General features: G+C 33.2%; 19 protein-coding genes and 1 pseudogene. 11 read left to right on the forward strand and 9 right to left on the reverse strand.

Going from position 1 to position 23,369, the window contains the following annotated elements:
• The first annotated feature begins 57 nt into the window (after positions 1 to 57).
• The 9 genes and pseudogenes from hemE (at position 58) to ACVC5O_RS06025 (ending at position 9,135) form a co-directional block, all read left to right on the forward strand.
• The gene (gene hemE / locus ACVC5O_RS05985) at positions 58 to 1,119 is read left to right on the forward strand and encodes a uroporphyrinogen decarboxylase (protein ID WP_452220564.1); all 1,062 of its coding nucleotides are present in this window, start codon (positions 58 to 60) and stop codon (positions 1,117 to 1,119) included.
• Between the two features lie 284 nt (positions 1,120 to 1,403).
• Positions 1,404 to 2,183, forward strand: a complete 780-nt coding sequence (locus ACVC5O_RS05990; protein ID WP_452220565.1) for an EI24 domain-containing protein — start codon at positions 1,404 to 1,406, stop codon at positions 2,181 to 2,183.
• On the forward strand, positions 2,164 to 2,703 hold the full coding sequence (locus ACVC5O_RS05995; protein WP_452220566.1) for a GNAT family N-acetyltransferase: 540 nt from the start codon (positions 2,164 to 2,166) through the stop codon (positions 2,701 to 2,703). The genes ACVC5O_RS05990 and ACVC5O_RS05995 overlap by 20 nt, the downstream gene beginning before the upstream one ends.
• A gap of 852 nt (positions 2,704 to 3,555) precedes the next feature.
• A pseudogene (hemF, locus tag ACVC5O_RS06000) lies at positions 3,556 to 4,458 on the forward strand (oxygen-dependent coproporphyrinogen oxidase); the annotation flags it as partial.
• Positions 4,459 to 4,551: 93 nt separating this feature from the next.
• Positions 4,552 to 5,541 (forward strand): porphobilinogen synthase, encoded by a 990-nt coding sequence (gene hemB / locus ACVC5O_RS06005; protein ID WP_452220567.1) that lies wholly within the window; start codon positions 4,552 to 4,554, stop codon positions 5,539 to 5,541.
• Positions 5,542 to 5,570: 29 nt separating this feature from the next.
• Positions 5,571 to 6,686, forward strand: coding sequence for a CNNM domain-containing protein (locus tag ACVC5O_RS06010; RefSeq protein ID WP_452220568.1), 1,116 nt, complete (start codon positions 5,571 to 5,573; stop codon positions 6,684 to 6,686).
• A gap of 2 nt (positions 6,687 to 6,688) precedes the next feature.
• The gene (locus ACVC5O_RS06015) at positions 6,689 to 7,162 is read left to right on the forward strand and encodes a methylated-DNA--[protein]-cysteine S-methyltransferase (protein ID WP_452220569.1); all 474 of its coding nucleotides are present in this window, start codon (positions 6,689 to 6,691) and stop codon (positions 7,160 to 7,162) included.
• Positions 7,163 to 7,240: 78 nt separating this feature from the next.
• Entirely contained in the window at positions 7,241 to 8,392 is a 1,152-nt protein-coding gene (locus tag ACVC5O_RS06020; RefSeq protein ID WP_452220570.1) for a serine hydrolase domain-containing protein, read from the forward strand.
• Positions 8,393 to 8,421: 29 nt separating this feature from the next.
• On the forward strand, positions 8,422 to 9,135 hold the full coding sequence (locus tag ACVC5O_RS06025) for a 3'-5' exonuclease (RefSeq protein ID WP_452220571.1): 714 nt from the start codon (positions 8,422 to 8,424) through the stop codon (positions 9,133 to 9,135).
• On the opposite strand, the gene ACVC5O_RS06030 is transcribed toward ACVC5O_RS06025, so the two are convergent.
• Together ACVC5O_RS06030 and ACVC5O_RS06035 are read right to left on the reverse strand one after the other, a co-directional pair.
• Positions 9,132 to 9,575, reverse strand: coding sequence for a hypothetical protein (locus ACVC5O_RS06030; protein ID WP_452220572.1), 444 nt, complete (start codon positions 9,573 to 9,575; stop codon positions 9,132 to 9,134). The two genes, ACVC5O_RS06025 and ACVC5O_RS06030, sit on opposite strands and share 4 nt — an antisense overlap.
• Positions 9,576 to 9,682: 107 nt before the next feature.
• The gene (locus ACVC5O_RS06035) at positions 9,683 to 12,004 is read right to left on the reverse strand and encodes a M43 family zinc metalloprotease (protein WP_452220573.1); all 2,322 of its coding nucleotides are present in this window, start codon (positions 12,002 to 12,004) and stop codon (positions 9,683 to 9,685) included.
• Between the two features lie 179 nt (positions 12,005 to 12,183).
• Here ACVC5O_RS06035 and ACVC5O_RS06040 point away from each other — a divergent pair, with 179 nt between their 5' ends.
• Complete coding sequence (locus ACVC5O_RS06040) at positions 12,184 to 13,869, forward strand: ABC transporter ATP-binding protein (protein WP_452220574.1); 1,686 nt, start codon at positions 12,184 to 12,186, stop codon at positions 13,867 to 13,869.
• Between the two features lie 259 nt (positions 13,870 to 14,128).
• Here the strand turns inward: ACVC5O_RS06040 and ACVC5O_RS06045 are convergent, their stop codons facing one another.
• From ACVC5O_RS06045 to ACVC5O_RS06070, 6 genes are all read right to left on the reverse strand, one after another.
• The gene (locus tag ACVC5O_RS06045; protein WP_452220575.1) at positions 14,129 to 14,749 is read right to left on the reverse strand and encodes a hypothetical protein; all 621 of its coding nucleotides are present in this window, start codon (positions 14,747 to 14,749) and stop codon (positions 14,129 to 14,131) included.
• Between the two features lie 226 nt (positions 14,750 to 14,975).
• Positions 14,976 to 15,629 carry a CoA transferase subunit B gene (locus ACVC5O_RS06050; protein WP_452220576.1) on the reverse strand — a complete coding sequence of 218 codons (654 nt, stop codon included), beginning with the start codon at positions 15,627 to 15,629 and terminating at the stop codon, positions 14,976 to 14,978.
• 159 nt (positions 15,630 to 15,788) lie between these two features.
• Positions 15,789 to 16,490: a CoA transferase subunit A gene (locus ACVC5O_RS06055; protein ID WP_452220577.1), complete on the reverse strand. Its 702-nt coding sequence runs from the start codon at positions 16,488 to 16,490 to the stop codon at positions 15,789 to 15,791.
• Between the two features lie 84 nt (positions 16,491 to 16,574).
• Positions 16,575 to 18,932, reverse strand: a complete 2,358-nt coding sequence (locus ACVC5O_RS06060) for a penicillin-binding protein 1A (protein ID WP_452220578.1) — start codon at positions 18,930 to 18,932, stop codon at positions 16,575 to 16,577.
• A gap of 48 nt (positions 18,933 to 18,980) precedes the next feature.
• Positions 18,981 to 19,463 carry a gliding motility lipoprotein GldH gene (locus ACVC5O_RS06065; RefSeq protein WP_452220579.1) on the reverse strand — a complete coding sequence of 161 codons (483 nt, stop codon included), beginning with the start codon at positions 19,461 to 19,463 and terminating at the stop codon, positions 18,981 to 18,983.
• Positions 19,453 to 20,625: a PSP1 domain-containing protein gene (locus ACVC5O_RS06070; RefSeq protein WP_452220580.1), complete on the reverse strand. Its 1,173-nt coding sequence runs from the start codon at positions 20,623 to 20,625 to the stop codon at positions 19,453 to 19,455. Before ACVC5O_RS06070 ends, ACVC5O_RS06065 begins: the two co-directional genes overlap by 11 nt.
• Positions 20,626 to 20,817: 192 nt before the next feature.
• On the opposite strand from ACVC5O_RS06070, the gene ACVC5O_RS06075 reads away from it, so the two are divergent.
• On the forward strand, positions 20,818 to 22,209 hold the full coding sequence (locus ACVC5O_RS06075; RefSeq protein ID WP_452220581.1) for a peptidoglycan DD-metalloendopeptidase family protein: 1,392 nt from the start codon (positions 20,818 to 20,820) through the stop codon (positions 22,207 to 22,209).
• A 40-nt stretch (positions 22,210 to 22,249) separates the two neighbouring features.
• On the opposite strand, the gene trhO is transcribed toward ACVC5O_RS06075, so the two are convergent.
• A complete protein-coding gene (trhO, locus tag ACVC5O_RS06080; protein WP_452220582.1) occupies positions 22,250 to 23,314 on the reverse strand; it encodes an oxygen-dependent tRNA uridine(34) hydroxylase TrhO in 1,065 nt (354 codons plus the stop codon).
• Positions 23,315 to 23,369 lie beyond the last annotated feature (55 nt).

Raw genomic sequence — 23,369 nt, forward strand, 5'->3', positions numbered from 1 at the left:
AATCTTATAAATTAAATAAGTATTAAAACTGATTAAAAATCAGTAATGATTAACAACATGAGTGAAACAAAAAAAGAGATACCTGCCTTCGCAGGTATTCGCAACGATTTATTTTTAAGAGCATTAAAAGGAGAAACAGTAGAGCGTCCACCAGTTTGGATGATGCGTCAAGCAGGACGTTATCTTCCAGAATTTATGGAAATAAAAGCAAAGTATGATTTCTTTACACGTTGCCAAACACCAGAATTAGCAAGTGAAATTACAGTACAACCTATTCGAAGATACGGAATGGATGCTGCTATTTTATTTTGCGATATTTTAGTCATTCCGCAAGCAATGAATATAGAGGTACAAATGAAACCAAATTTTGGTCCTTATTTACCTCATCCAGTACGCACACAAAAAGATGTAGATAATGTAATTGTACCAGACGTAAAAGAAGCCTTAAGCTACGTTTACGATGCCATTAAAATGACTAAAGAAAAACTAAACAATGAGATTCCACTTATTGGTTTCGCTGGTTCGCCTTGGACAATTTTATGTTATTGCGTACAAGGTCAAGGCTCAAAAAACTTTGATAAAGCCAAAGAGTTTTGTTTTACAAACCCAATTGCAGCACATCAACTATTACAAAAAATAACAGACACCACTATTGCTTATTTAAAAGAAAAAGTAAAAGCAGGAGTCGATGCTGTACAAGTGTTCGATTCTTGGGGAGGAATGCTATCTCCTGTAGATTATCAAGAGTTTTCATGGCAATATATTCAGCAAATAATTAATGCTTTAAAAGACGAAGCGCCAGTTATAGCCTTTGGTAAAGGTTGCTGGTTTGCACTAGATACAATGGCAAAATCTGGAGCTGCAGCTTTAGGTGTAGATTGGACCTGCTCTGCAAGAAACGCACGTTACTTAACAGGAGGAAATATCACCTTACAAGGTAACTTCGATCCAACACGTCTCTTTTCACCACCTTCAGAAATTAAAAAAATGGTTCACCAAATGATTAATGAGTTTGGTAAAGACAAATACATCGTTAATTTAGGTCATGGTATTTTACCAAACATTCCGTTAGAAAATGCCAAAGCATTTATAGATGCTGTAAAAGAGTATAAAGCGTAATAAAATTTTGGCGTTACCACAAGGGTCACGCTCTCGCAAGTCGCTATCAGAGATGAGCTCCAACAATTGCTCCATCGTTAACGCAAATTGAGAATTAATTATTATTTTACAGTTTTATACTATAATTTGATTATTAATTAAAAATGAGGTTTTCGGCTTTTCTAAGCACTATAATTTCGCAAAGGGAAGTACCTGTTAATTTTTATTCTGCGAGGTTTAAAAACCTTGTAGGTATTTAAACTAGACCCTTAATTTAAAAAAATCACTTTTGTGAGAACTAATAGATGATAAAAAACATTTTAAAAGGCATAAAAGCATACACAGGTACTTTTGCTTTAATCTCTAAATTAAAGCTCTGGAAATATTTTTTTGTACCTGTAATAATTAGCATTGTAACAGCAAGTATTATTGGATTAGCTGCTTATGGATTATCCGATAATATTGGGAGTTTTATAGCACGTATTTGGCCTTGGGAGTTTGGGAAAGACACCTTTGCATCTGTTTCTACAGTTATTGGAGCTATTGCAGTACTCGCTATTGGGTTAATTCTCTACAAACACATTATTATGGCGCTTTCTGCACCTTTTATGAGTCCTGTTTCCGAGAAAATCGAAGCGCATTTAACAGGTATTGAGAGGCATAATCACAGAAACACTTCATTTAAACAACAACTGTGGAGAGGAATTAGAATTAATGTTAGAAACTTAGGGAAAGAGCTTCTAATCACTATTCCTCTTTTAGTACTTAAAATTATTCCAGGAGTAAATATTATTTCAACTGTTCTCCTCTTTTTAACGCAAGCCTATTATGCAGGCTTTGGTAATATGGATTACACTTTAGAGCGTCATTTTAAATATAAAGAAAGTCTTGCTTTTGTAAGAAAGCAAAGAGGCGTTGCCATAGGAAATGGTATTGTCTTTATGCTATTTTTATTAATTCCTGTAATTGGTGTAATTTTAGTATTACCAATGAGTGTTACAGCAGCTTCTATAAAAACAGTAGAACTTTTAAAAGAAGACAACCTACTCGCAAACAATGTAATTAATGATGATAGCTCAGTTTAACGGTTTTGAAATCAACCCAATACACGAGCACGATGCTTGGAAAATGTGCGATTTTATGATTGCAAATACCGACCGTTTTAAACGGTATTTTCCTAAAACTTTAGAAAAAAACTTAAACCCAACATTATCTCAGCTATTTGTAGAGCAAAAGACTAAAGACTTTAAAAATAAGCAAGAATTCTTATTCACTTTAAAACATTCCGAAACTCGTAAACTAGCAGGCATCATTTACATTAAAGAGCTCGATTGGAAGAAAAAACAAGGAGAATTTGCCTATTGTATGGACTACAATTTTAAAGGGAAAGGAATAATGTCTAAGGCCATAGACGCTCTATCGAAACATGCCTTTAAAACATTAGGATTACACAGTTTACAAATTATTGTACATAAAGACAATCTGCCAAGTGTTGCAGTAGCGTTAAATAGTAAGTTTACTTGGCAAAAAACACTTTTAAACGAATATACTCCTATTGGAGAAAACCCTTTAGATATGGAACTTTATGAATTATATAACTATTAATATAGCCTGAGAGGTTTTCAAAACTTTGCAAGTATAATTTAAGTAAATCCTGCAAGGTTTTAAAAACCATAAAAGGTTAAATTTAAGTAAGTCCTGCAAGGTTTTAAAAACCTTGTAGGTATGAAGATAAAAAAAATAAGGAACTAAAAAATTTAAAAAATACAAACACTACCAAACTTTAAATAAGATGATTTAGACCTGCGAGGTTTTAAAAACCTTGTAGGTCTCTAATCTTACAAAAACAAAAACATGAAACTTGAAAAACTAGAGACAAATCATTATTATCACATATACAACAGAGGAGTTAATGGAACTGCTATTTTTAATAATAAAGAAAACAAAGCCTATTTTTTAAAGCTAGTTAAAAAACATTTTGATTCAAAATTAGAGTTAGTTGCTTATTGTTTGTTAGACAACCATTTTCATTTTATTGTTAAGGTTGTATCTGTTGAAAAAACTGCGACTCAAGCGATTTCTAACCTTTTCAATGCTTATGCAAAAGCCTTCAATAAAGAAAACTCAAGAACAGGTAGTCTTTTTGAAAAACATTTTAAGAGAAAAAAAATTGAAAATGAAGATTATTTAAAAAACCTTGTATTATATATTCATAAAAACCCTGAAAGTCATAATCTTGTAACTGATTTTACAACTTATAAATTCTCTTCATACCAAGGTTACACCCAATTAAATAAGGAAATAATTACATTAAAAAAAGATTACATATTGAGCTTATTTGAAAATAAAGAAAATTTTATTCTTTCACATAAAAAAGACCTACAAGGTTTTGAAAACCTCGCAGGTCCACAACAAACAAAAGACGATTCATCCACAACTAATAATTTTGATTATAAAGTTAAAGATGAGTTTTACCAGTACATACAAGATTTACAAGACACAATTACTTCTGCTTTAGAAACTATTGATGGCAAAGCAATCTTTCAAGAAGATCTCTGGAAACGGCCAGAAGGTGGAGGTGGACGAACACGCGTTATAGAAAACGGAAACGTTTTTGAAAAAGGAGGTGTAAATATTTCTGGTGTTCATGGTAAATTACCAGACTCTATGCAAACCTATTTTGGAGTAGAAGATGCCGATTTTTTTGCTTGTGGATTAAGTTTAGTATTACACCCAAAAAATCCAATGGTTCCTACAGTTCATGCAAATTGGCGTTATTTCGAAATGTATGATCAACAAGGCAACATTGTAGATCAATGGTTTGGTGGAGGACAAGATCTAACGCCTTATTATTTGTTTGACGAAGACGCAAAACACTTTCATCAAACTTGTAAAACTGCTTGCGACAAACACAATCCTGAATTTTACCAAAAATACAAAGCGCGTTGCGACGAGTATTTTTATAACAGTCACAGAAACGAAGGTCGTGGTTTAGGAGGGTTATTTTTTGATTATTGCAAAGCTTCAGAAGACATGAGCATGCAAAACTGGTACAATTTTGTTACTGAAGTTGGAGATAGTTTCCTAGAAGCCTATACTCCTATTGTTAAAAAAAGAAAAGATTTAGAGTACACCAAAGCACAGCGCGATTGGCAAGAAATACGTCGTGGTCGTTATGTTGAATTCAACTTAGTACATGATAAAGGCACACTTTTCGGTTTAAAAACAAACGGTAGAATTGAAAGTATTTTAATGAGTTTACCTCCTCATGTACAATGGGTTTACGATCATCAACCAAAAACCGGAAGTGAAGAAGAAAAATTAATTAAAGTATTAAAAAAACCTGTAAATTGGGTTTAATAAATGTCATTCAGAGCGAAGCGAAGAATCTTTTTTTTAAATTAGAGATTCTTCAGTCGATGCTCTCCTTCTGAATGACAAAAAAAAAGATTTATGTATCCATTAAGAAGAAATAGAAGATTAAGAACAAACGAAGCAATTAGAAGTCTAGTGAGAGAAACCATTATCTCACCAAACGATTTTTTAGTACCACTTTTTGTAGTAGAAGGAAAAGGTGTTAAAGAAGAAATTACTTCGATGCCAAATTACTATCGTTTTAGTTTAGATTTACTAGAAAACGAAGTAAAAACATTGTGGAAAATGGGATTAAAATCGGTTTTATTATTTGTAAAAGTCCCAGACCATTTAAAAGACAATAAAGGCGTTGAAGCTTTAAATCCAAATGGCTTAATGCAACGTGCCATTAAAACAGTAAAAAACGCTTGTCCAGAAATGCTAGTAATGACAGATGTTGCGCTAGATCCTTATTCTATTTATGGACACGATGGTATTATTGAAAACGGACAAATAATTAACGATGCAACAGTAAATATTTTAGCCGAAATGAGCGTTTCTCACGCACAAGCTGGAGCTAATTTTGTTGCACCAAGCGATATGATGGATGGTCGTATTTTATCCATTCGCGAAGCTTTAGAAGACGAAGGATTTATAGATACAGGTATAATGAGTTACTCTGCAAAATATGCCTCTGCGTTTTATGGACCTTTTCGCGATGCTTTAGACTCTGCTCCTGCAGATATAAAAAACATTCCAAAAGATAAAAAAACCTATCAAATGGATTATGCAAATCGTTTTGAAGCCTTAAAAGAAACCGAAATGGATATTGATGAAGGTGCAGATATCGTAATGGTAAAACCAGGCTTATGCTATTTAGATATTGTTAGAGAAATTAAAAACGAAGTCGATGTTCCTGTTGCAGTGTATCAAGTTTCTGGAGAATATGCCATGCTAAAAGCAGCTGCAGAAAAAGGCTGGTTAGATCATGATGCTGTGATGATGGAGCAAGTTACAGCCATTAAACGTGCTGGAGCAGATCTAATTGCAAGTTACTTTGCTAAAGATGTTGTTAAATTATTATCGTAAATTCGCAAAAACAAAATATATAATCAACTATGGGATTACTCCTGTTTTACGCCTTTATTTCAATATTTTTCTCTTTTTTATGTTCCATTTTAGAAGCTGTGCTTTTAAGTGTAACACCAACATTTATAAATGTTAAAAAGAAAGAAGGTAAAGCGTTTGCAACCGCCTTAGAAACCTTAAAAAAGGATGTCGATAGACCGTTAATCGCTATTTTAACACTAAATACAATTGCACACACAGTTGGTGCCATATTAGTTGGTGTGCAAGCAAAAGTAGCCTATACAGAGCTATATGGTAGCCAAACTAAATCTATATTTGGTATAGAATTTACTGAGGATTTAATGGTTGGTGTGGTATCCTCATTAATGACGGTTTTAATACTAGTTGCTTCAGAAATAATACCTAAAACCATTGGTGCCACATACTGGAAAGGTCTGGCTAACTTTACAACCAAAGCTTTAAAAGTGTTGATTTTTCCTTTAAAATGGACTGGCATACTATGGATTTTACAACTCACTACAAAGCTAATTGGCGGCAAAGGTCATGGTAGTGTATTAAGCAGAGAAGGTTTTTTGGTTATGGCAGATATGGCGCATGAAGAAGGTGTTTTTCAGGAAAATGAAAGTAAAATCATTAAAAACTTATTGACTTTTAAAGATGTTTTTGCAAAAAATGTAATGACACCAAGAACAGTTATGAAAGCTGAAAATGAAAAGACTACTGTTGAAGACTTCTTTAATAAAAATATGAATCTTCGTTTTTCTAGAATTCCGGTTTATGCTGATACTGAAGACAATATAAAAGGATTGGTTTTAAAAGATGAAATCTTTAAAGAAATGGCTCTTGGAAATAAAACCAAAAAATTATCTGAACTTAAGCGAAATATTATAATTGTAGAAAGAAACTTACCAATTCCAAAGCTTTTTGAACAATTAGTTGAAAGTAGAAATCACATGGCATTAGTTGTTGATGAATACGGTTCTGTAAGTGGTTTGGTGACAATGGAAGATGTGATCGAAACGCTTTTAGGTATGGAAATTATGGATGAAAGCGATAACGTAAGTGATTTGCAACATTTAGCCAGAAAAAGCTGGGAAGCAAGAGCTAAAAAACTAGGTATTATAGACGAAAACAGCTCGGAATAATTATGGAACAATGCATTATTTCATCACCTTTAGGTTTTACTAAAATTGTTGGTGATATTGATGGCATTTTAAGTATTACTGTTTTAAATACTGAAGAAAAAACCACAGATATTATTCCTGAAACTTTAGAGGATTGTGTGCTTCAGCTCAACGAGTTTTTTGAAGGTAAACGTAAACAATTCACTTTAAAACTAAATCTTCAAGGCACTGAGTTTCAAAAAAAAGTATGGAATTTATTAGAGCAAATTCCTTACGGAAAAACCCTTTCTTATTTAGAGCTTTCAAAACAATTAGGCGATGTTAAGGCCATTAGAGCGGTTGCGAATGCCAATGGCAAAAATCCGCTTTGGATTATTATTCCTTGCCACAGAGTTATTGGAAGCGATGGCAGTTTAACAGGTTATGCTGGTGGATTACATAGAAAAAAATGGCTTTTAGAGCACGAAAGTCCATATAAGCAGCAATCCTTGTTTTAATTATTGTTTGAAAAAAGGAATCTCTTACACTTATCACTTTTATTTTTATATCTTTAATATTCTAATTAAAATCTAAAAATGAAATTCCTAAAAAAGCTATTAAAATTTCTTGTAATTATTTTCGGTTTACTAATTGCAGTACTATATATTACAGACACAGATTATCTTATAAAAGCAGTACGTACCATATATATGCGAGGCTATACAACAGCTTTTTTAGACGATTATAAGAGGTTTGACAATCAAATTATTGATAACGCAACACCTCAACCTTGGCCAAATCATAAAAACTACAATTCTGTTGCAGAAACAGAAGTACTAAAAAAAGCAAATAAAGATTGGGGAACTATTGCGTATGTTATTATAAAAAATGACAGTATTTGGTTCGAAAACTATTACGATAGCTACAACGAAAACTCTAAATCTAATAGTTTTTCTATGGCAAAAAGCTACGTCTCTGCACTACTAGGAAAAGCAATAATGGAAGGTCATATAAAAAGTTTAGACCAACCTGTTTGCGACTTTTTACCTGCTTTTTGCGAAGGTAAAGCGGCAGAAATGACTGTTGGAGACTTATCCTCAATGGCTTCTGGTACGAATTGGGACGAAGCGTATTATTCGCCACTATCTATTACAACACGTGCGTATTTTGATGATGATTTGGCTAAAGTAATGAACGGATTAAAAGTAGTTAATCAACCAGGACAAGGCTTTAAATATGCAAGTGGAGATACACAAATGCTTGGTATGGTTATAGAAGAAGCAACAGGCAAAAAATTATACGATTATTTAACAGAGAGTTTTTGGAAACCACTTGGTAGTGAAAATCCAACGCTTTGGCAAGTCGATAGCGAGTCGCATGACCTTGTTAAAGCCTATTGCTGTATTGCCAGTAATGCAAAAGATTTTGCACGAATGGGTAAATTATATAAAGACCATGGCAAATGGAACGGAAAGCAACTTTTGGATTCTGCTTTTGTTGCAAAATCAATAACACCACGTTTTTCTGCTAGTCCAGAATATGGTTATGGTTGGTGGTTAAAAACACACAAAGGAAAACACTTTTTTATGATGCGTGGACACCTTGGACAGTACGTTATTGTGCAACCAGAAGACAATGTAATTATTGTACGATTAGGCCACCAGAAATCACCAGATGCAGGAATTGGAGCTTATACCGAAGATATTTCGATTTATATAGACGAAGCTTATAGTATGATGAATAAATAAAAAGGTTGCCGCTTTCGCGGAAAGTAAACATGATTAGTAAACTCAACTTAGAAAACATATTATTCTTAGACATTGAAACGGTTCCTGAAACGGAACATTTTAATGAACTTGATAAAACTAAACAAGAACTTTGGGAAGCCAAATCGCGTTATCAAAGAAAGGAAGAATTCTCTGCCGAGGAGTTTTACGAACGTGCAGGAATTTGGGCCGAATTTGGTAAAATAGTCTGTATTTCGGTTGGATATTTTACATTTCAAGGCGATGTAAGAACGTTTAGGGTAACCTCTTTTTATGGTGATGAAGTGAAAATTTTAAAAGACTTTAAGAATCTTCTTATTTCTCATTTTAGCCAAGCTAAACATTTACTTTGTGCTCATAATGGTAAGGAATTCGATTTTCCTTACATAGCCAGACGCATGATTATTCATGATATAGAATTGCCTTATAAATTAAATTTATTTGGCAAAAAACCTTGGGAAGTACCACATTTAGACACTTTAGAATTATGGAAATTTGGCGACTATAAAACTTACACTTCTCTTAAATTATTAACTAACGTTTTAGACATTCCTTCGCCTAAAGATGATATTGATGGTAGTGAAGTCTATCGTGTTTACTACAAAGAAAAAGAAATAGATCGCATTATAATTTATTGCGAAAAAGATACAATTGCTGTTGCTCAGATATTTTTAAGGTTACGTGGAGATCGTATTTTGAGTGATGATGAAATACTTCATATTTAAAACTCAATTTTGGACTCAAAGGGGTCAGACCATTTAGAGGCTCTTCCAATTGCAGGAGCAATAGTTGCAAAAACCTTTAGCCTTTTTGAAAAACGAGAACTACTGTGACTTAATTTCCCAAGTTTCAATCGCATTGGTACTTTTAAAAACATTTGTTTTTGTTCTGCAATTATTTTTTTTGTAGAAAACCCAAGATACTCGTCTTTTCTGTCTAAGGAAATTGAAAGTACTTCACTCTCATCCCAATTAGGTAAAACCAATGGCGAATCTACTTCTCCATGAATATCATAAACAAATAAATGTAAGCAGTACTCCATTTCAAATTTAATATCTAAAGAATGAAATTCTATCTCTACACTCACATTGAAGTCGTTATGGTTATCATTTACCATAATAACTTCTGGAATGGACTCTAAATTAACTGATATAATTTTTGACATAATTAAAGATAGTTAATAATTAATTATATTTTAAATTTTATTTCTGCAAAAATAAAAAACCCAGAGCTCGCACTCTGGGTTTTAAATAATGGTTAGTTAATTAATAATTATTGCTTGATAAACTTTTTAGTCATTACCTCTTCTCCATCATTTACTTCTATAAAGTACATCCCAGATTTAAGGTTAGAAACGTTTATTTCGCTAGTTAAAGTTCCATTAAGTATTGTTTGACCAATCATATTTACTACTCTATAAGTAGCTTCTCCTAAATTAGAGGATTTAATATGTAACGTGCTGCCTTTAACAGGGTTTGGATAAATTGTAAAGTCTTCTTCACCTAAACCATCATTAGTATCTAATGTACCAACAGCTTGTAAATCGTTAGATCTAACATTATTTAATGTTCTTGCTCCATTTAATCCAGTGATAGTAACTTGGTCTATATAAATATGGTCTGCATTTGCACTAGCATCACACTGAAATCTAAAACGCGAGTTGCTTCCAAAGTTATATTGCGAAGCATCTAAGGTCACTGTTGCAGTATAGAATGTATTATTATTAAAATTTGTTCCTCTTGCATAAGATGCAACTGTTGTCCATCCAGATCCATTGTTGAAACGTACAAAGAAGTCTTCATTATTTTCCATACTATACGCATAAAAATAAAATTGTACTTCTACTTGGCTATATCCTGTAAGATTAAAAGGTTCTGAAGTCATTGATGAAGCCGTCCCAGAGTTATCTCTAATTCTAATAGAATAGTTTCCTTCGTAAGAACGAGTTCCTCCATAACGATAGCAATCGCTACCTCCATCAGACCAGCCATCCCAACCAGACTCGAAATATCCCTCGTGTAACACATCACTACCTCCTGTTGGACATGGTGCACATGAAGAGCCACCACAATCTATTCCTGTTTCGTCTCCATTTTGAATACCATCATCGCAAGTTGGTGGTACTACACATGGAGCACAATCAGGTCCTCCACAATCAACTCCTGTTTCATTTCCGTTTTGAACACCATCACTACATGTTGGTGCTGGTCCTCCTCCAAAACAAAAGTTAGTAGTATCTGAAGCTGTAAATGAACCTCCCGATGCTAATGTATTAGAGCCACTAGTTACACTGTAAGATCCATTTCCATAGGCACAACATATACCATCACCATAAACATCTGTTATTTCAAAATCATAACATCCATCTGGTAAACAATAGGTTTCATTTATTGTAGAGCCATCTGCATTTGCTGTAGAATAGGAACCTGAAGCTACTGTTGTTCCGTTTGCATTTTTAAGAGTCCAAGCTGTTTCTTCTGGATAATTATCAAAAGTGATAGAAACATTTACTTCATTATCATTACAAGCAGTTTCACATGGCGCACAAGACCCTCCACAATCTACTCCTGTTTCATTTCCGTTTTGTATTCCATCTGTACAAGTTGGCGTTGGAGCGCTACCACATTTATCTGATAAAGCTAAAGATCGTCTTGCTCCACCAGCTGCTAAAACTGCTCTCATTCTGTTTTTTTGACCTTGTGTAAACAAGTTCATACAAGAATCATTGGTGTAATCCATATAGTTTTGTGGCATATCTGTAGAAGAACAAGATACTTGTCCAACAGGGCAACCACTATTAGAAGTTTGGTGAGTTGGTGTATCACTTACAAAATCGTTCCCACAATTAGAGTCTCCCCAAATATGGCGTAAATTAAGATAATGACCTATTTCATGAGTGGTTGTACGACCACCATCAAAAGGAGCTGTTACAGCTCCTGTACGACCAAAGGCATTGTAAATCATTATAATTCCATCGGTTGCTGCATTTCCTCCAGGAAATTGAGCATAACCTAAAAGATTTATCACTCTTCCTTGCGAAACAGTTGTCATTTTTGGCACAACCCACATATTAAGGTATTCTGCTGTGTTCCAAGGATCAATTCCTCCAGAAGAAGAACGTTTTGCATCATCATCAGCATTCCAATCCTGGCGTGTCGTTTGTTTTCTTGTAATACCTGTTGTAGCATTTCCGTTAGGATCTATAGTAGACAAACAAAATTCGATTTCTGTATCTGCTGCTTGAGACCACGTATTATCTGCATTAGCATTAGTTCGTCTAAAGTCTTCGTTTAAGACATCTAATTGAGATTGTATTTGAGCTACACTAATATTCTCTGTAGCATTTCGGTATAAAACATGAACTACTACAGGAATTGTAATTACATTCCCAACAATTTTATTTTGGGAATTCTCCATTTGCTCAACTTTCTTTTTGGTAAAAGCTTCAATTTGAGCCATTCTAGATTCCAAAGTTGGATCTAATTGTTTTCTGTACTCCAAATTTTCCATTGTAGCACATCTTTCGTAATCTTGTGCGAATAAGCTAAAAGCAAATAAAAAGCATAAGACTGATAGGGTAATTGTTTTTTTCATGAGTGATTAGTAATGAATTAATTAAAATTGATATAGAATGTTGACTAAAATATTAATATTTTGTTAAATAATTTGTATTTATTGCAATCATTTCGTTAAAAAACTTAAGAAAACAAATTATTCGGGTTTTGTTGTGGGAAATCCACAACAAATTATTCCATAATTCTTACATTTACTATATGTCGCACCTTTTAGAAGTAAAAAATTTATCGATTTCTTTTTTGTCTGATGGACAGGAAAAAAAAGTAATTCATAACATTTCGTACCACTTAAATTCGAATGAAATTTTAGGTGTTGTTGGCGAATCTGGTTCTGGGAAGTCTGTATCATCTTTAGCTATTACTGGATTATTGCCTAAAAGAAAAGCTGTAATTAATTCTGGTTCTATTATTTATAACGATATAGACTTATTAAAATTAAATTCTAAAAGCTTAAAAGCACTACGAGGTTCAAAAATCGCTATGATTTTCCAAGAGCCTATGAGTTCTTTAAATCCATCAATGCGATGTGGCAAACAGGTTTTAGAGTCATTAGTCGCTAACACTCAACTCTCAAAAAACGAGTTAAAAGCTCAAGTTATTTCTCTTTTTGAGCAGGTTAAACTTCCTAATCCAGAACGAATATATAATGCGTATCCTCATGAAATTTCTGGAGGACAAAAACAACGCGTTATGATTGCCATAGCATTATCTGGTACTCCTGATATTTTAATTGCAGATGAACCTACAACTGCGCTTGATGTTACAGTACAAAAAGAAATTATTGCACTTTTAAAAGACATACAAACCAAAAACAATATGAGTATTCTGTTTATTACTCATGATTTGTCTTTAATTTCTGAAATTGCAAATCGCGTTTTAGTAATGTATAAAGGTGAAATTGTAGAACAAAACTTGGTAAAAGAACTATTTACTAATCCAAAACATAAGTACACCAAAGCATTATTAAAGTCCAGACCATCCTTACACAAACGGCTTAAAGTATTACCAACTATTGCAGATGTTTTAAATGATACTGTTAATAACGAAGTAATTACCTCTGAGAATAGAAAAGAAAAACATAAAAAACTATATTCAAAACCGCCTATTTTAGAGGTTATTAATCTTGAAAAAGAATACATTTCTAAATCTGGTTGGTTTTCTAAAACCGAACATTTTAAGGCTGTAGACAATGTAAGTTTTAAGATTTACGAAGGCGAAACCTTAGGTTTAGTTGGTGAGTCTGGTTGTGGTAAATCTACACTTGGTAACGCTATTTTACAATTAGATAAAGCAACTGCTGGACAAATATTATATAATGGAGTAGATATTACAACACTCTCTAATAATGACATTAAAGCACTACGAAAGGATATCCAAATTATATTTCAAGATCCATTTGCTTCGTTAAACCCTAGACTAACTGTTGGCCAAGCCATTATGGAACCCATGGAAGCTCATAAATTTTATAAAACAACTGAAGCTAGAAAAGAAAAAGCTATAGAAATTTTAAATAGTGTTGGCTTACCCGAAATTTACTTTAATCGTTATCCTCACGAATTTTCTGGTGGACAAAGACAGCGTATTGGAATTGCGAGAACGATTGCATTGGAACCTAAATTAATAGTTTGTGACGAGTCTGTTTCGGCATTAGATATTTCGGTTCAGGCACAAGTATTAAACTTGCTAAATGAGTTAAAAGAAAATTTTGGGTTTACCTATATATTTATTTCTCACGATTTGGCAGTTGTTAAGTATATGTCTGATCAATTACTAGTGATGAATAAAGGTAAAATTGAAGAATTAGACGATGCTGATATTATTTACAGCAATCCTAAAAAAGAATACACGAAAAAACTAATACACGCAATACCAAAAGGATTATAGCATAAATACTTTTTTGGTTAGATACATTACACTACCAATAAACTTAAATGTGTGTTTTATTTTTCTAAAGATTTTCAAAAAAAAGAGATCTGTATTCATAACATTTTAGGTTAAGTCATGGTAGACTGGGTTTATTATAATAGGTAGATTTGGGACTACAAAGATGAACTTAATTTGAAATAAATCAGTTAAAAAACATATTTTTTCGACGAAATACCTATTTTTTTAACATTTAAGAGCTTTTTAAGACTCTTTTATATTATTTTCTTTTTCTTTTTGTGGATAATACATGAGTTACAGGATAGTAACTTCTGCCATAATTAGAACGCTTATCTTCTCCCAAGCGCTTTGCAACTTGGTTTGTCATTTTAATAACAAAAACTTCTTCAGCATTTGGAAACGATAAATCGTAACCATCATGGTCTATTTTTTTTCCTTTAGATGAAACATTTTGCTTACGAGCATGGTAATCTTCTGGATCATAAATCTCGTTATAACAATGTATTAATTCATGAGAAAGGAGAGCAACAGGAGAATTGTACCCTTTATTTCGCCTAAACCAACGTTTTTTATGGTTTTTTCTAAAAACTACACCATGCGTATCGTAAAACAAAACTGTATTATGAGAAGGACTGTAAGCGTTTTTTTGAGCAGGAATAATAGTAATATTGTTTTGAGTATCTGCAACTAAAACATCTATAATATCAATGCGTTTAGGGATATCATTGTCTTTATAACTAATAGTTAAAACGCTACTTTTAACCAAAAAATCTAATGCAATGGTTGTATTTCTTAAAAACCTATCTTCTATTGTATTGTAATTCCTGTTTTCTAGATATTGATAATTAACAAAGGTGTTTTTTAGTGTTTTTATTCGCATAGTTTTAATAAAATAACACTTCGACTTCGCTTAGTGTAACAAGAATATTACAAATTCATTTTAAGCTTTTAAACTCTATTTTTTAATTCTGAAAAATTGAATTCGCTAGTTATAATTGAGAATAATAGCAGGATTTTCACAAGCTCATTTGAATTTTATAGAATCCATTATATTAAATCTGAAAAATTGAATTCGCTAGTTATAATTGAGAATAATAGCAGGATTTTCACAAGCTCATTTCAGGAACGTCACCTTCAATAATTAAAGTGCCTTCAGTAGCGTTTTGGATTTCCTCTACTGATACTCCTGGAGCGCGTTCTAATAATTTAAACCCTTTATCTGTAACCTCAAGTACAGCCAAATTGGTAACTATTTTTTTTACACAGCCAACTCCTGTTAATGGTAAAGAGCATTTTTTTAACAATTTAGAGGCTCCTGCTCTATTGGTATGCATCATGGCAACAATAATATTTTCTGCACTAGCAACTAAATCCATTGCTCCTCCCATGCCTTTAACCATTTTTCCTGGTATTTTCCAATTGGCAATATCTCCATTCTCTGCAACTTCCATAGCGCCTAAAATGGTTAAATCTACATGCTGACCTCTAATCATAGAAAAACTTGTAGCAGAATCAAAAAAACTTGCTCCTGGTAATGTGGTAATGGTTTGCTTACCTGCATTAATAATGTCGGCATCTTCTTCACCTTCAAAAGGAAATGGTCCCATTCCTAAAACACCATTTTCACTCTGAAATTCTACTTCTATATCGTCTCGCACATAGTTTGCTACCAGTGTTGGAATTCCTATTCCAAGGTTCACATAGTAACCATCTTGTACTTCTTTTGCAATGCGCTTTGCTATTCCTGTTTTATCTAACATAATTTAATTTGATACTGTTTTAATTTGATAATTAATACTTCTTATTTCTTCTAAAATTTTACAACTTCAACAACAAGCTAAAATGTTAATCTAACTATTAAATTATCATTCTCATGCCTCATTTTCAAATTATTGAATCCTCAAATTGATTAATTAATTTTATTCTCGTGTTCTTACTGTACGTTGTTCAATTCGTTTTTCATATGTCTCACCTTGAAAAATACGTTGCACAAAAATTCCTGGAATATGAATTTGATTAGGGTCTAATTCGCCTACAGGCACCAATTCTTCAACCTCAGCAACGGTTATTTTTGCTGCTCCACACATATTAGGATTAAAGTTTCTTGCTGTGCCTTTAAATATTAAGTTACCAGCTGCATCACCTTTCCACGCTTTAACAAAAGCAAAATCGGCTTTAAAAGCATGCTCTAATACATACATTTTGCCATTAAACTCTCTAGTTTCTTTTCCTTCTGCAACTTCAGTTCCATAACCTGCTGGTGTATATATGGCAGGAAAACCAGCTTGTGCTGCTCTGCAGCGCTCTGCTAAAGTCCCTTGCGGAATTAACTCTACATCTAGTTCTCCAGATAGCATTTGGCGTTCAAACTCGGCATTTTCTCCAACGTAAGATGACACCATTTTTTTTATTTGCTTTTTGTGAAGCAATAATCCTAATCCAAAGTCATCTACACCTGCATTATTAGAGATACAGGTTAATCCCTTTACATTGCTTTTTACAAGTGCTGCTATTGCATTTTCTGGAATACCACTTAAGCCAAAACCTCCTAACATAAAGGTCATATTATCTTTAATACCTTTTACAGCATCATTAACGGAATCTACTTTTTTATTAATCATTTTACTGTTTTTTCTGAACTTAAAAATACAAAATAAAAAAGCCATTCTAAAAAAGAATGGCTTAAGTTTTATAGGATTTTAAATTTAAAAATCTAATTCATCTGGAATGTCCTGATCTGGATTATCAGGATTGTCTGGATTGTTTTGTTGGTCTTCTTCATATTTATCACAATCGACCTCAATTGTGAGGTTACTTGGCTTAGGAAAATTGCTTGTTGAAACGTCTAAATTTTCATCTGCATAACAACTCTTCATATATAATGCCCAAATTGGTAGTGCCATTGAAGCTCCTTGTCCATAAGTGGTCGTCGAAAAGTGAGCTGCTCTATCGTCTGCTCCAACCCAAACCCCTGTTACTAAATTTGGGACCATACCCATAAACCAACCATCACTTTGGTTTTGTGTTGTTCCTGTTTTACCTGCAATAGGATTTTTAAATTCGTAAGGATAACCTGTTATTATTTCTGGATACACGCCTTTTTTAGGCATCCAAGATCTGCGTAATCGTGCTCCAGAGCCACTTTGCGTAACACCTTCCATTAATTTTATAGTTACGTATGCAGTTTCTTCACTTAATACGTCTTTAGTTTTTGGTGTAAATTGATATAAAACCGTTCCGTTTTTATCTTCAATACGCTCAATCATTACAGGTTCTGTATATACGCCTTTATTTGCGAATGCAGAATAGGCACCAACCATTTCGTAAACACTTAATGTTGGTGTCCCTAAGCCAATTGATGGTACTGGAGGAATATCGGATTTAATTCCTAAATCTCTTGCTAAATCTACAACTGGTTGTGGTCCAATTTTATCCATTAAACGCGCAGTAATTGTATTTACAGAACCAGCAAGTGCCGCTTTTAATGTTAAATCTCCACCATATTCTCCATCGGCATTTCTAGGAGACCAAGGTTCTGGGTTTCCAAATTTATTAGCTTCTATGGTAATTTGCGAGCGTGGTAGTTTATCGCAAGGCGACATGTGCAATTGGTTTATTGCAGAAGCATAAACTAGTGGTTTAAATGTAGAACCTACTTGTCGTGCTCCTTTAACATGATCGTATTGGAAGTGTCTATAATTCATACCTCCAACCCAAGCTTTAATATGACCTGTTTGAGGGTCCATACTCATCATACCTGGTTGTAAGAAGTGCTTATAATAACGCATAGAATCCATTGGTTTCATAATGGTATCTATTTCTGAAGGTTGTCCATCTTTCCATGCAAAAATTCTCATTTTTGTTGGCTTATCAAAAGAGGCAATAATATCTTTATCCTTTTTCTTTAAATCATATTTCATGTGTCTCCATCGCTCTGATCTGTAAATGGACTTACGCATTAAATCGTCTATTTCTTCTTCGGTTAAATCTAAAAAAGGAGCTGTTTTATTACGCTTTGGTGTGTTTTGATTAAAAAACTCTGCTTGTAATCTAGGCATGTGTTTTGCTACGGCATCCTCTGCATGTTTTTGCATTCGCGAATCAATAGTAACAAACACCTTTAACCCATCACTGTTAATATTATATTTTGAACCGTCTGGTTTACGGTTTTTTTCGTCCTTAGTCCAATCTTTCATAAAAGCACGTAAGTATTCTCTAAAATAAGTGGCAGAACCTTCTCTGTGTGATTGAGGAGTAAATTTTAAATCTAGTTCTGTTTTTTGAAGTGAATCTTTTAAAGTTTCATCTATATAACCATATTTATACATTTGAGCCAAAACCACATTGCGTCTGTTTTTAACTCCTACTGGATTTCTTGAAGGTATTGGATTATAAAACGAAGAGTTTTTAAACATACCAACTAACATTGCAGATTCTTTTATAGATAAATCTTTAGGCTCTTTATCAAAATAGATGTTAGAGGCTGAACGAATTCCATCTCCATTATTACCAAAATCGTAAATATTAAAGTATTGCGCTATAATTTCTTCTTTTGTGTATTGACGTTCTAATTTAGTAGCAATTACCCACTCTTTTACTTTTTGTAAAACACGCTCTACAATATTATTTGAAGCTACTCCAACAAATAATTGTCTGGATAATTGTTGAGAAATTGTACTTGCTCCTCCTTTAGATCCTAAAAAAGCAAAGGCTCTTAGTGTTCCTCTAGCATCTATACCAGAATGTTCGTGGTAACGAGCATCTTCGGTTGCTATTAAGGCATCTATTAAATGCTGCGATAGATCGTCGTATTTTACAGGTGTTCTGTTATCGTTAAAGTAAAATTTACCTAGCGTTTTACCATCGTTAGATATTATTTCTGTTGCTAAATTAGTTTCTGGGTTTTCTAATTGTGTATAATCGGGTAACTTACCTAAAGCGCCCCAAGATGCTAATAAAAATAAGAGTATAACTGCTGCTATTGCTCCTAAAAAAAGCTTCCAAAACCAACGTACGTATTTTGAGAAGTCTTGTTGCTCTGCTTTTTGTTTTGTTTTTGCCATTTAATATCTATTGTATTTAGTGCCTTTATCTATGTAAAGACTGACAGTTTAATTTGTTTTTTCTATTCTAAAGCCTACGTCTGTAACGCCTTCTAAATTTGTAATACCATTTACGCTTCCGTTTTCTCGCATGGCTTGTTGTATATGTACTTTATACGCTCCATCTTCATTAAAATCAACCCCTTCTTTGTACCACAATTTGTGTTCTTTTACATCGGAAATTCCTTCTCCAAGCATCTGTCCATTAGGCTCTGCCATTTTATACTCTAAGGTATCTGTTATGGTTTTTCCGTGAGGAAATTCCATAGATACAATTAAGAATAAATTACTGTATTTGTAGGCATTTGTGGTTCTTAAATTTACAAACAAATTATAAGTGTTTGTAGAATCTGGTTGTGGTATAGTAAAGCTTACTTTATCGTTTTTATTCCAAGCATTGGAAACCGATTTATACTCATCAAAAACACGTTTTGAGTCGCAAGACACTACACCTAAAAAGAGAATAAAAAGAAATACTACATTACTTCGCATTCTTGTTTTGATTTTGAGGTTTTTTCTTGTTTTTGTTTCGGTTTCTATTATTTCTACGTTTTTTATTGCCTTTTGGACTATCAAAACGCGTTAAACTATCTTGACCAACAACGTTTTCGAAAGCCACTTTAGTATCTTCTATTAACTCAGAAGCGTATTCTTCTAGACTAGCTATTTTTTTTCGGTCTTTGTTTATTGCAATAATTTCTTGTACTTGGTCTGTAGTTATTTTGTGCCAATTCATCCATTCGCCTTCATAAGCATACCATAAATGACCTCTAAAAATATCTGTTTTTTGGCAAACTGCAGTCCCTTTTTCTGTGTAGAGTTTAGTATCGTTTTTTGGGAATGCCTTAAGTGCATCTAAATACGTGTCTAATTCGTAATTTAAACAGCATTTAAGTTTACCACATTGTCCTGCTAATTTTTGTGGGTTTAAAGATAGTTGTTGGTATCGTGCCGCAGAGGTGCTTACAGATCTAAAATCTGTTAACCAAGTAGAGCAACAGAGTTCTCTACCGCAAGATCCAATACCACCAAGTCTGGCTGCTTCTTGCCTAAAACCAACTTGTTTCATTTCGATTCTAGTTCTAAATTCTCTAGCAAAAACTTTAATTAGCTCTCTAAAATCCACGCGCTCTTCTGCTGTGTAATAAAACGTTGCTTTACTAGCATCTCCTTGAAATTCGATATCAGAAATCTTCATTTGAAGCTTAAGATCTATAGCAAATTGTCTTGCTTTAACCTTCATAGGCTCCTCTCTATCGCGAGCTTCAGACCAAATATCAATATCTTTTTGACTGGCTTTTCTATATATTTTTAAAACCTCATCTGGTTTTGGGTTTACCTTTTTGCGCTTCATTTGAACACGAACAAGTTCTCCTGTAAGTGTAACCATACCTATATCATGACCAGATTGTGCTTGTGTTGCAACCACATCTCCAATACTTAGGGATAGTTTTTCGGTGTTTTTATAATAGTCTTTTCTTCCGTTTTTAAAACGAACTTCAACAAAATTAAAAGGTTCTTGTCCATTTGGTATAGACATATTGGATAACCAATCAAAAACGGTTAGTTTGTTACAACTATCTGTTCCGCAGGTTCCGTTATTTTTGCAGCCTTTTGGTTGGCCATCTTTTGTTGAGCAGCTTGCACAAGCCATATTTATGATATATATTGATTTTTGAAGGTGTAAACTCCAAAAAGAGGATTAATAAAACGTAAAGATAATATTATTTATTAAGTAAAACAGATGATCTTTTTTTGTATCTTTAATTTCCCTTTAAAGAATTAGTAGCGCATTTAATTTTAATCATTTATTTATATATTGTATAAATAATAAAGCTATACTCTCATGACATCTTCTATTAAAAAATTCATTTCAGCTTCATTTTTCCTCTTTGGTTTAATTTTAGTACATGGTCAACACCCAAATTTAATTCCAAATGGTGGAGAATTTGAATTTAACCCAACAAATTCTCCTTGTTTAACAGATTTGCAAAGGCATGCCATAATTAGTGAACTTAAAGCCAATAAAGACCTGTTAATGGCACAAAACAAACTAGCTAGTGTAAATAAAAATATTCCTAATCCGCTATTTATTTGGCCAATACAAAAATCTGCTGGAAACCCTTACAACGATGTTTGGTCAATTTCAGGATACGTAGATCACAATATTGGATTTAACGGACAGCTGCAAGATTACAATTGTGGTACTAGAACTTACGATACACCAAGTTACAACCACCAAGGTCTCGATATTTTTACATGGCCTTTTAGTTGGAAAATGTTAGACGATGATGCGGTTGAGGTTATCGCTGCATCTGGTGGCCAAATTATTGCAAAAGGCGATGGAGAATTTGATAGAAGTTGTAATTTTAATAACAACCAATGGAATGCTGTTTATGTTAGGCATAATGATGGTAGTGTGGCTTGGTATGGACATTTAAAAAATGGTTCGGTTACCACTAAAAATGTTGGTGATTTTGTAACTCAAGGCGAATATTTAGGCGTTGTAGGAAGTTCTGGAAATTCTACAGGACCACATTTACACTTCGAAATATGGGAAAATGACTCTTATACTAATTTAATAGATCCTTATGCTGGACCATGTAATAATTGGAATACGCAATCGTGGTGGCAAACACAAAAACCATACACTAATCCTGGAATAAATGCTGTATTAACAGGAACAGCAACTCCTGATTTTGGTTCGTGTCCAACCACTGAAATTACAAACGAAAGCACAGCTTTTGCAGACAATGAAGTTATCTATTTTAGTATTTACTTAAGGGATCAATATGCTGGCTCATCGGTTAATTTAAGAGTAATAAAACCAGATAACACAGATTTATACAATTGGAATTTTAATTTAACTGCTAATTACCAAGCGTCTTGGTGGTATTGGAATTTTCCTGTTACAGAATCTGGAACTTGGAAATGGCAAGCCACTTACGAAGGCGAAACAGTTACACAAGATTTTACTGTTGGCGCATTAAGTACTGAAGAATTTAGTATTGAACACACAAGTGTGTATCCTAATCCTGTTAACAATGCGCTTTTTATTATTTCTGAAACAACTATTACTCATATTACAATTACAGATGTTTTAGGAAAAACTATTATAAACATTAAATCACCAAATATTGAAACTATAAATACTGAAAGCCTTTCTAATGGCTTGTATTTTTTAACGTTATCAGATGCTAAAAACAAAAAGAAAACTATTAAAATTTTAAAAGAATAATTAAAAAAACCGAAGTTTTGAGCTTCGGTTTTATTGTCTTTTATTTTTTAAAGGTTTCAAATATATTTCGCAAGTCTTTTTTGTATGGCAAGTGGTCTGCTCTCCCCTTTTTAAATATATCGTTACTATTGCCTTGTCCTTTCCTTAAAGCCTTTTGCTCTTCGTATGGCAAAGCAATAATGTCTTTACAGTTTGTAGAGCAACAATTATCCATTTCTGTTTTACAGCTTTCACATTGAATAAATAATAAATGGCAAGCCTCATTTGCACAATTTGTATGGACATCAAAAGGATTGCCGCATTGGTGGCATTGCGCTATAATATCTTCACTAATTTTTTCGGCTCTTCGATCGTCAAAAACAAAGTTTTTACCTAAAAACTTATTTTCGAGGTTGTTTTCGTTTACTTGTCTTGTGTATTCAATGATTCCGCCTTCTAATTGATAAACATTTTTAAACCCTTTATGTTTAAAATAAGCACTTGCTTTTTCGCAACGTATTCCACCAGTACAGTACATTACTAGGTTTTTGTCTTCTTTATGTTCTTTTAAATCGTCTTCAATAATATCTAAAGATTCTCTAAATGTATCAACATCTGGAGTTACAGCATTTTTAAAATGGCCTATTTCGCTTTCGTAATGGTTACGCATATCCACCAAAACAGTATTGTCGTCTTCAATAAGCTCATTAAATTTTTTAGCTGCTACGTGTATGCCTTTATTGGTGACATCAAAAGTATTATCCTCTAAGCCATCCGCAACAATTTTGTTACGCACTTTAACTTTAAGTTTTAAAAACGACATGTTGTCTTGCTCAACAGCAATATTTAATCTTATGTCTTTAAGAAAATCAATAGTATCTAAATGTGTTTTAAATTCTTCAAAACGATCTGCTGGTAAGGAGAGTTGTGCATTTATCCCTTCGGTAGCTACATAGATACGTCCTAAAACGTCCATAGCGTCCCAATTTAAAAATAAATGATCTCTAAGAATTTGCGGATTGCCAATTTTCGCATATTGGTAAAATGAAAGAGTTAAACGCTCTTTTCCTGCGTTTTCAATGAGTTCTGCTCTTTCTTTGGCGCTTAGTTTATTGTACAGTTGCATGCTATACTAATGTTTTAAGGTTAAAGATTTTTTTTGCAAAGGTATTGTTTTTGTT

The sequence above is a fragment of the Lacinutrix salivirga genome (assembly GCF_053604675.1).

What these genes read in the sequence shown, in the direction of transcription:
- hemE (WP_452220564.1), top strand. Translation starts at nt 58, where the DNA reads ATGAGTGAAACAAAAAAAGAGATACCTGCCTTCGCAGGTATTCGCAAC.
- ACVC5O_RS05990 (WP_452220565.1), top strand. Translation starts at nt 1,404, where the DNA reads ATGATAAAAAACATTTTAAAAGGCATAAAAGCATACACAGGTACTTTT.
- ACVC5O_RS05995 (WP_452220566.1), top strand. Translation starts at nt 2,164, where the DNA reads ATGATGATAGCTCAGTTTAACGGTTTTGAAATCAACCCAATACACGAG.
- hemB (WP_452220567.1), top strand. Translation starts at nt 4,552, where the DNA reads ATGTATCCATTAAGAAGAAATAGAAGATTAAGAACAAACGAAGCAATT.
- ACVC5O_RS06010 (WP_452220568.1), top strand. Translation starts at nt 5,571, where the DNA reads ATGGGATTACTCCTGTTTTACGCCTTTATTTCAATATTTTTCTCTTTT.
- ACVC5O_RS06015 (WP_452220569.1), top strand. Translation starts at nt 6,689, where the DNA reads ATGGAACAATGCATTATTTCATCACCTTTAGGTTTTACTAAAATTGTT.
- ACVC5O_RS06020 (WP_452220570.1), top strand. Translation starts at nt 7,241, where the DNA reads ATGAAATTCCTAAAAAAGCTATTAAAATTTCTTGTAATTATTTTCGGT.
- ACVC5O_RS06025 (WP_452220571.1), top strand. Translation starts at nt 8,422, where the DNA reads ATGATTAGTAAACTCAACTTAGAAAACATATTATTCTTAGACATTGAA.
- ACVC5O_RS06030 (WP_452220572.1), bottom strand. Translation starts at nt 9,575, where the DNA reads ATGTCAAAAATTATATCAGTTAATTTAGAGTCCATTCCAGAAGTTATT.
- ACVC5O_RS06035 (WP_452220573.1), bottom strand. Translation starts at nt 12,004, where the DNA reads ATGAAAAAAACAATTACCCTATCAGTCTTATGCTTTTTATTTGCTTTT.
- ACVC5O_RS06040 (WP_452220574.1), top strand. Translation starts at nt 12,184, where the DNA reads ATGTCGCACCTTTTAGAAGTAAAAAATTTATCGATTTCTTTTTTGTCT.
- ACVC5O_RS06045 (WP_452220575.1), bottom strand. Translation starts at nt 14,749, where the DNA reads ATGCGAATAAAAACACTAAAAAACACCTTTGTTAATTATCAATATCTA.
- ACVC5O_RS06050 (WP_452220576.1), bottom strand. Translation starts at nt 15,629, where the DNA reads ATGTTAGATAAAACAGGAATAGCAAAGCGCATTGCAAAAGAAGTACAA.
- ACVC5O_RS06055 (WP_452220577.1), bottom strand. Translation starts at nt 16,490, where the DNA reads ATGATTAATAAAAAAGTAGATTCCGTTAATGATGCTGTAAAAGGTATT.
- ACVC5O_RS06060 (WP_452220578.1), bottom strand. Translation starts at nt 18,932, where the DNA reads ATGGCAAAAACAAAACAAAAAGCAGAGCAACAAGACTTCTCAAAATAC.
- ACVC5O_RS06065 (WP_452220579.1), bottom strand. Translation starts at nt 19,463, where the DNA reads ATGCGAAGTAATGTAGTATTTCTTTTTATTCTCTTTTTAGGTGTAGTG.
- ACVC5O_RS06070 (WP_452220580.1), bottom strand. Translation starts at nt 20,625, where the DNA reads ATGGCTTGTGCAAGCTGCTCAACAAAAGATGGCCAACCAAAAGGCTGC.
- ACVC5O_RS06075 (WP_452220581.1), top strand. Translation starts at nt 20,818, where the DNA reads ATGACATCTTCTATTAAAAAATTCATTTCAGCTTCATTTTTCCTCTTT.
- trhO (WP_452220582.1), bottom strand. Translation starts at nt 23,314, where the DNA reads ATGCAACTGTACAATAAACTAAGCGCCAAAGAAAGAGCAGAACTCATT.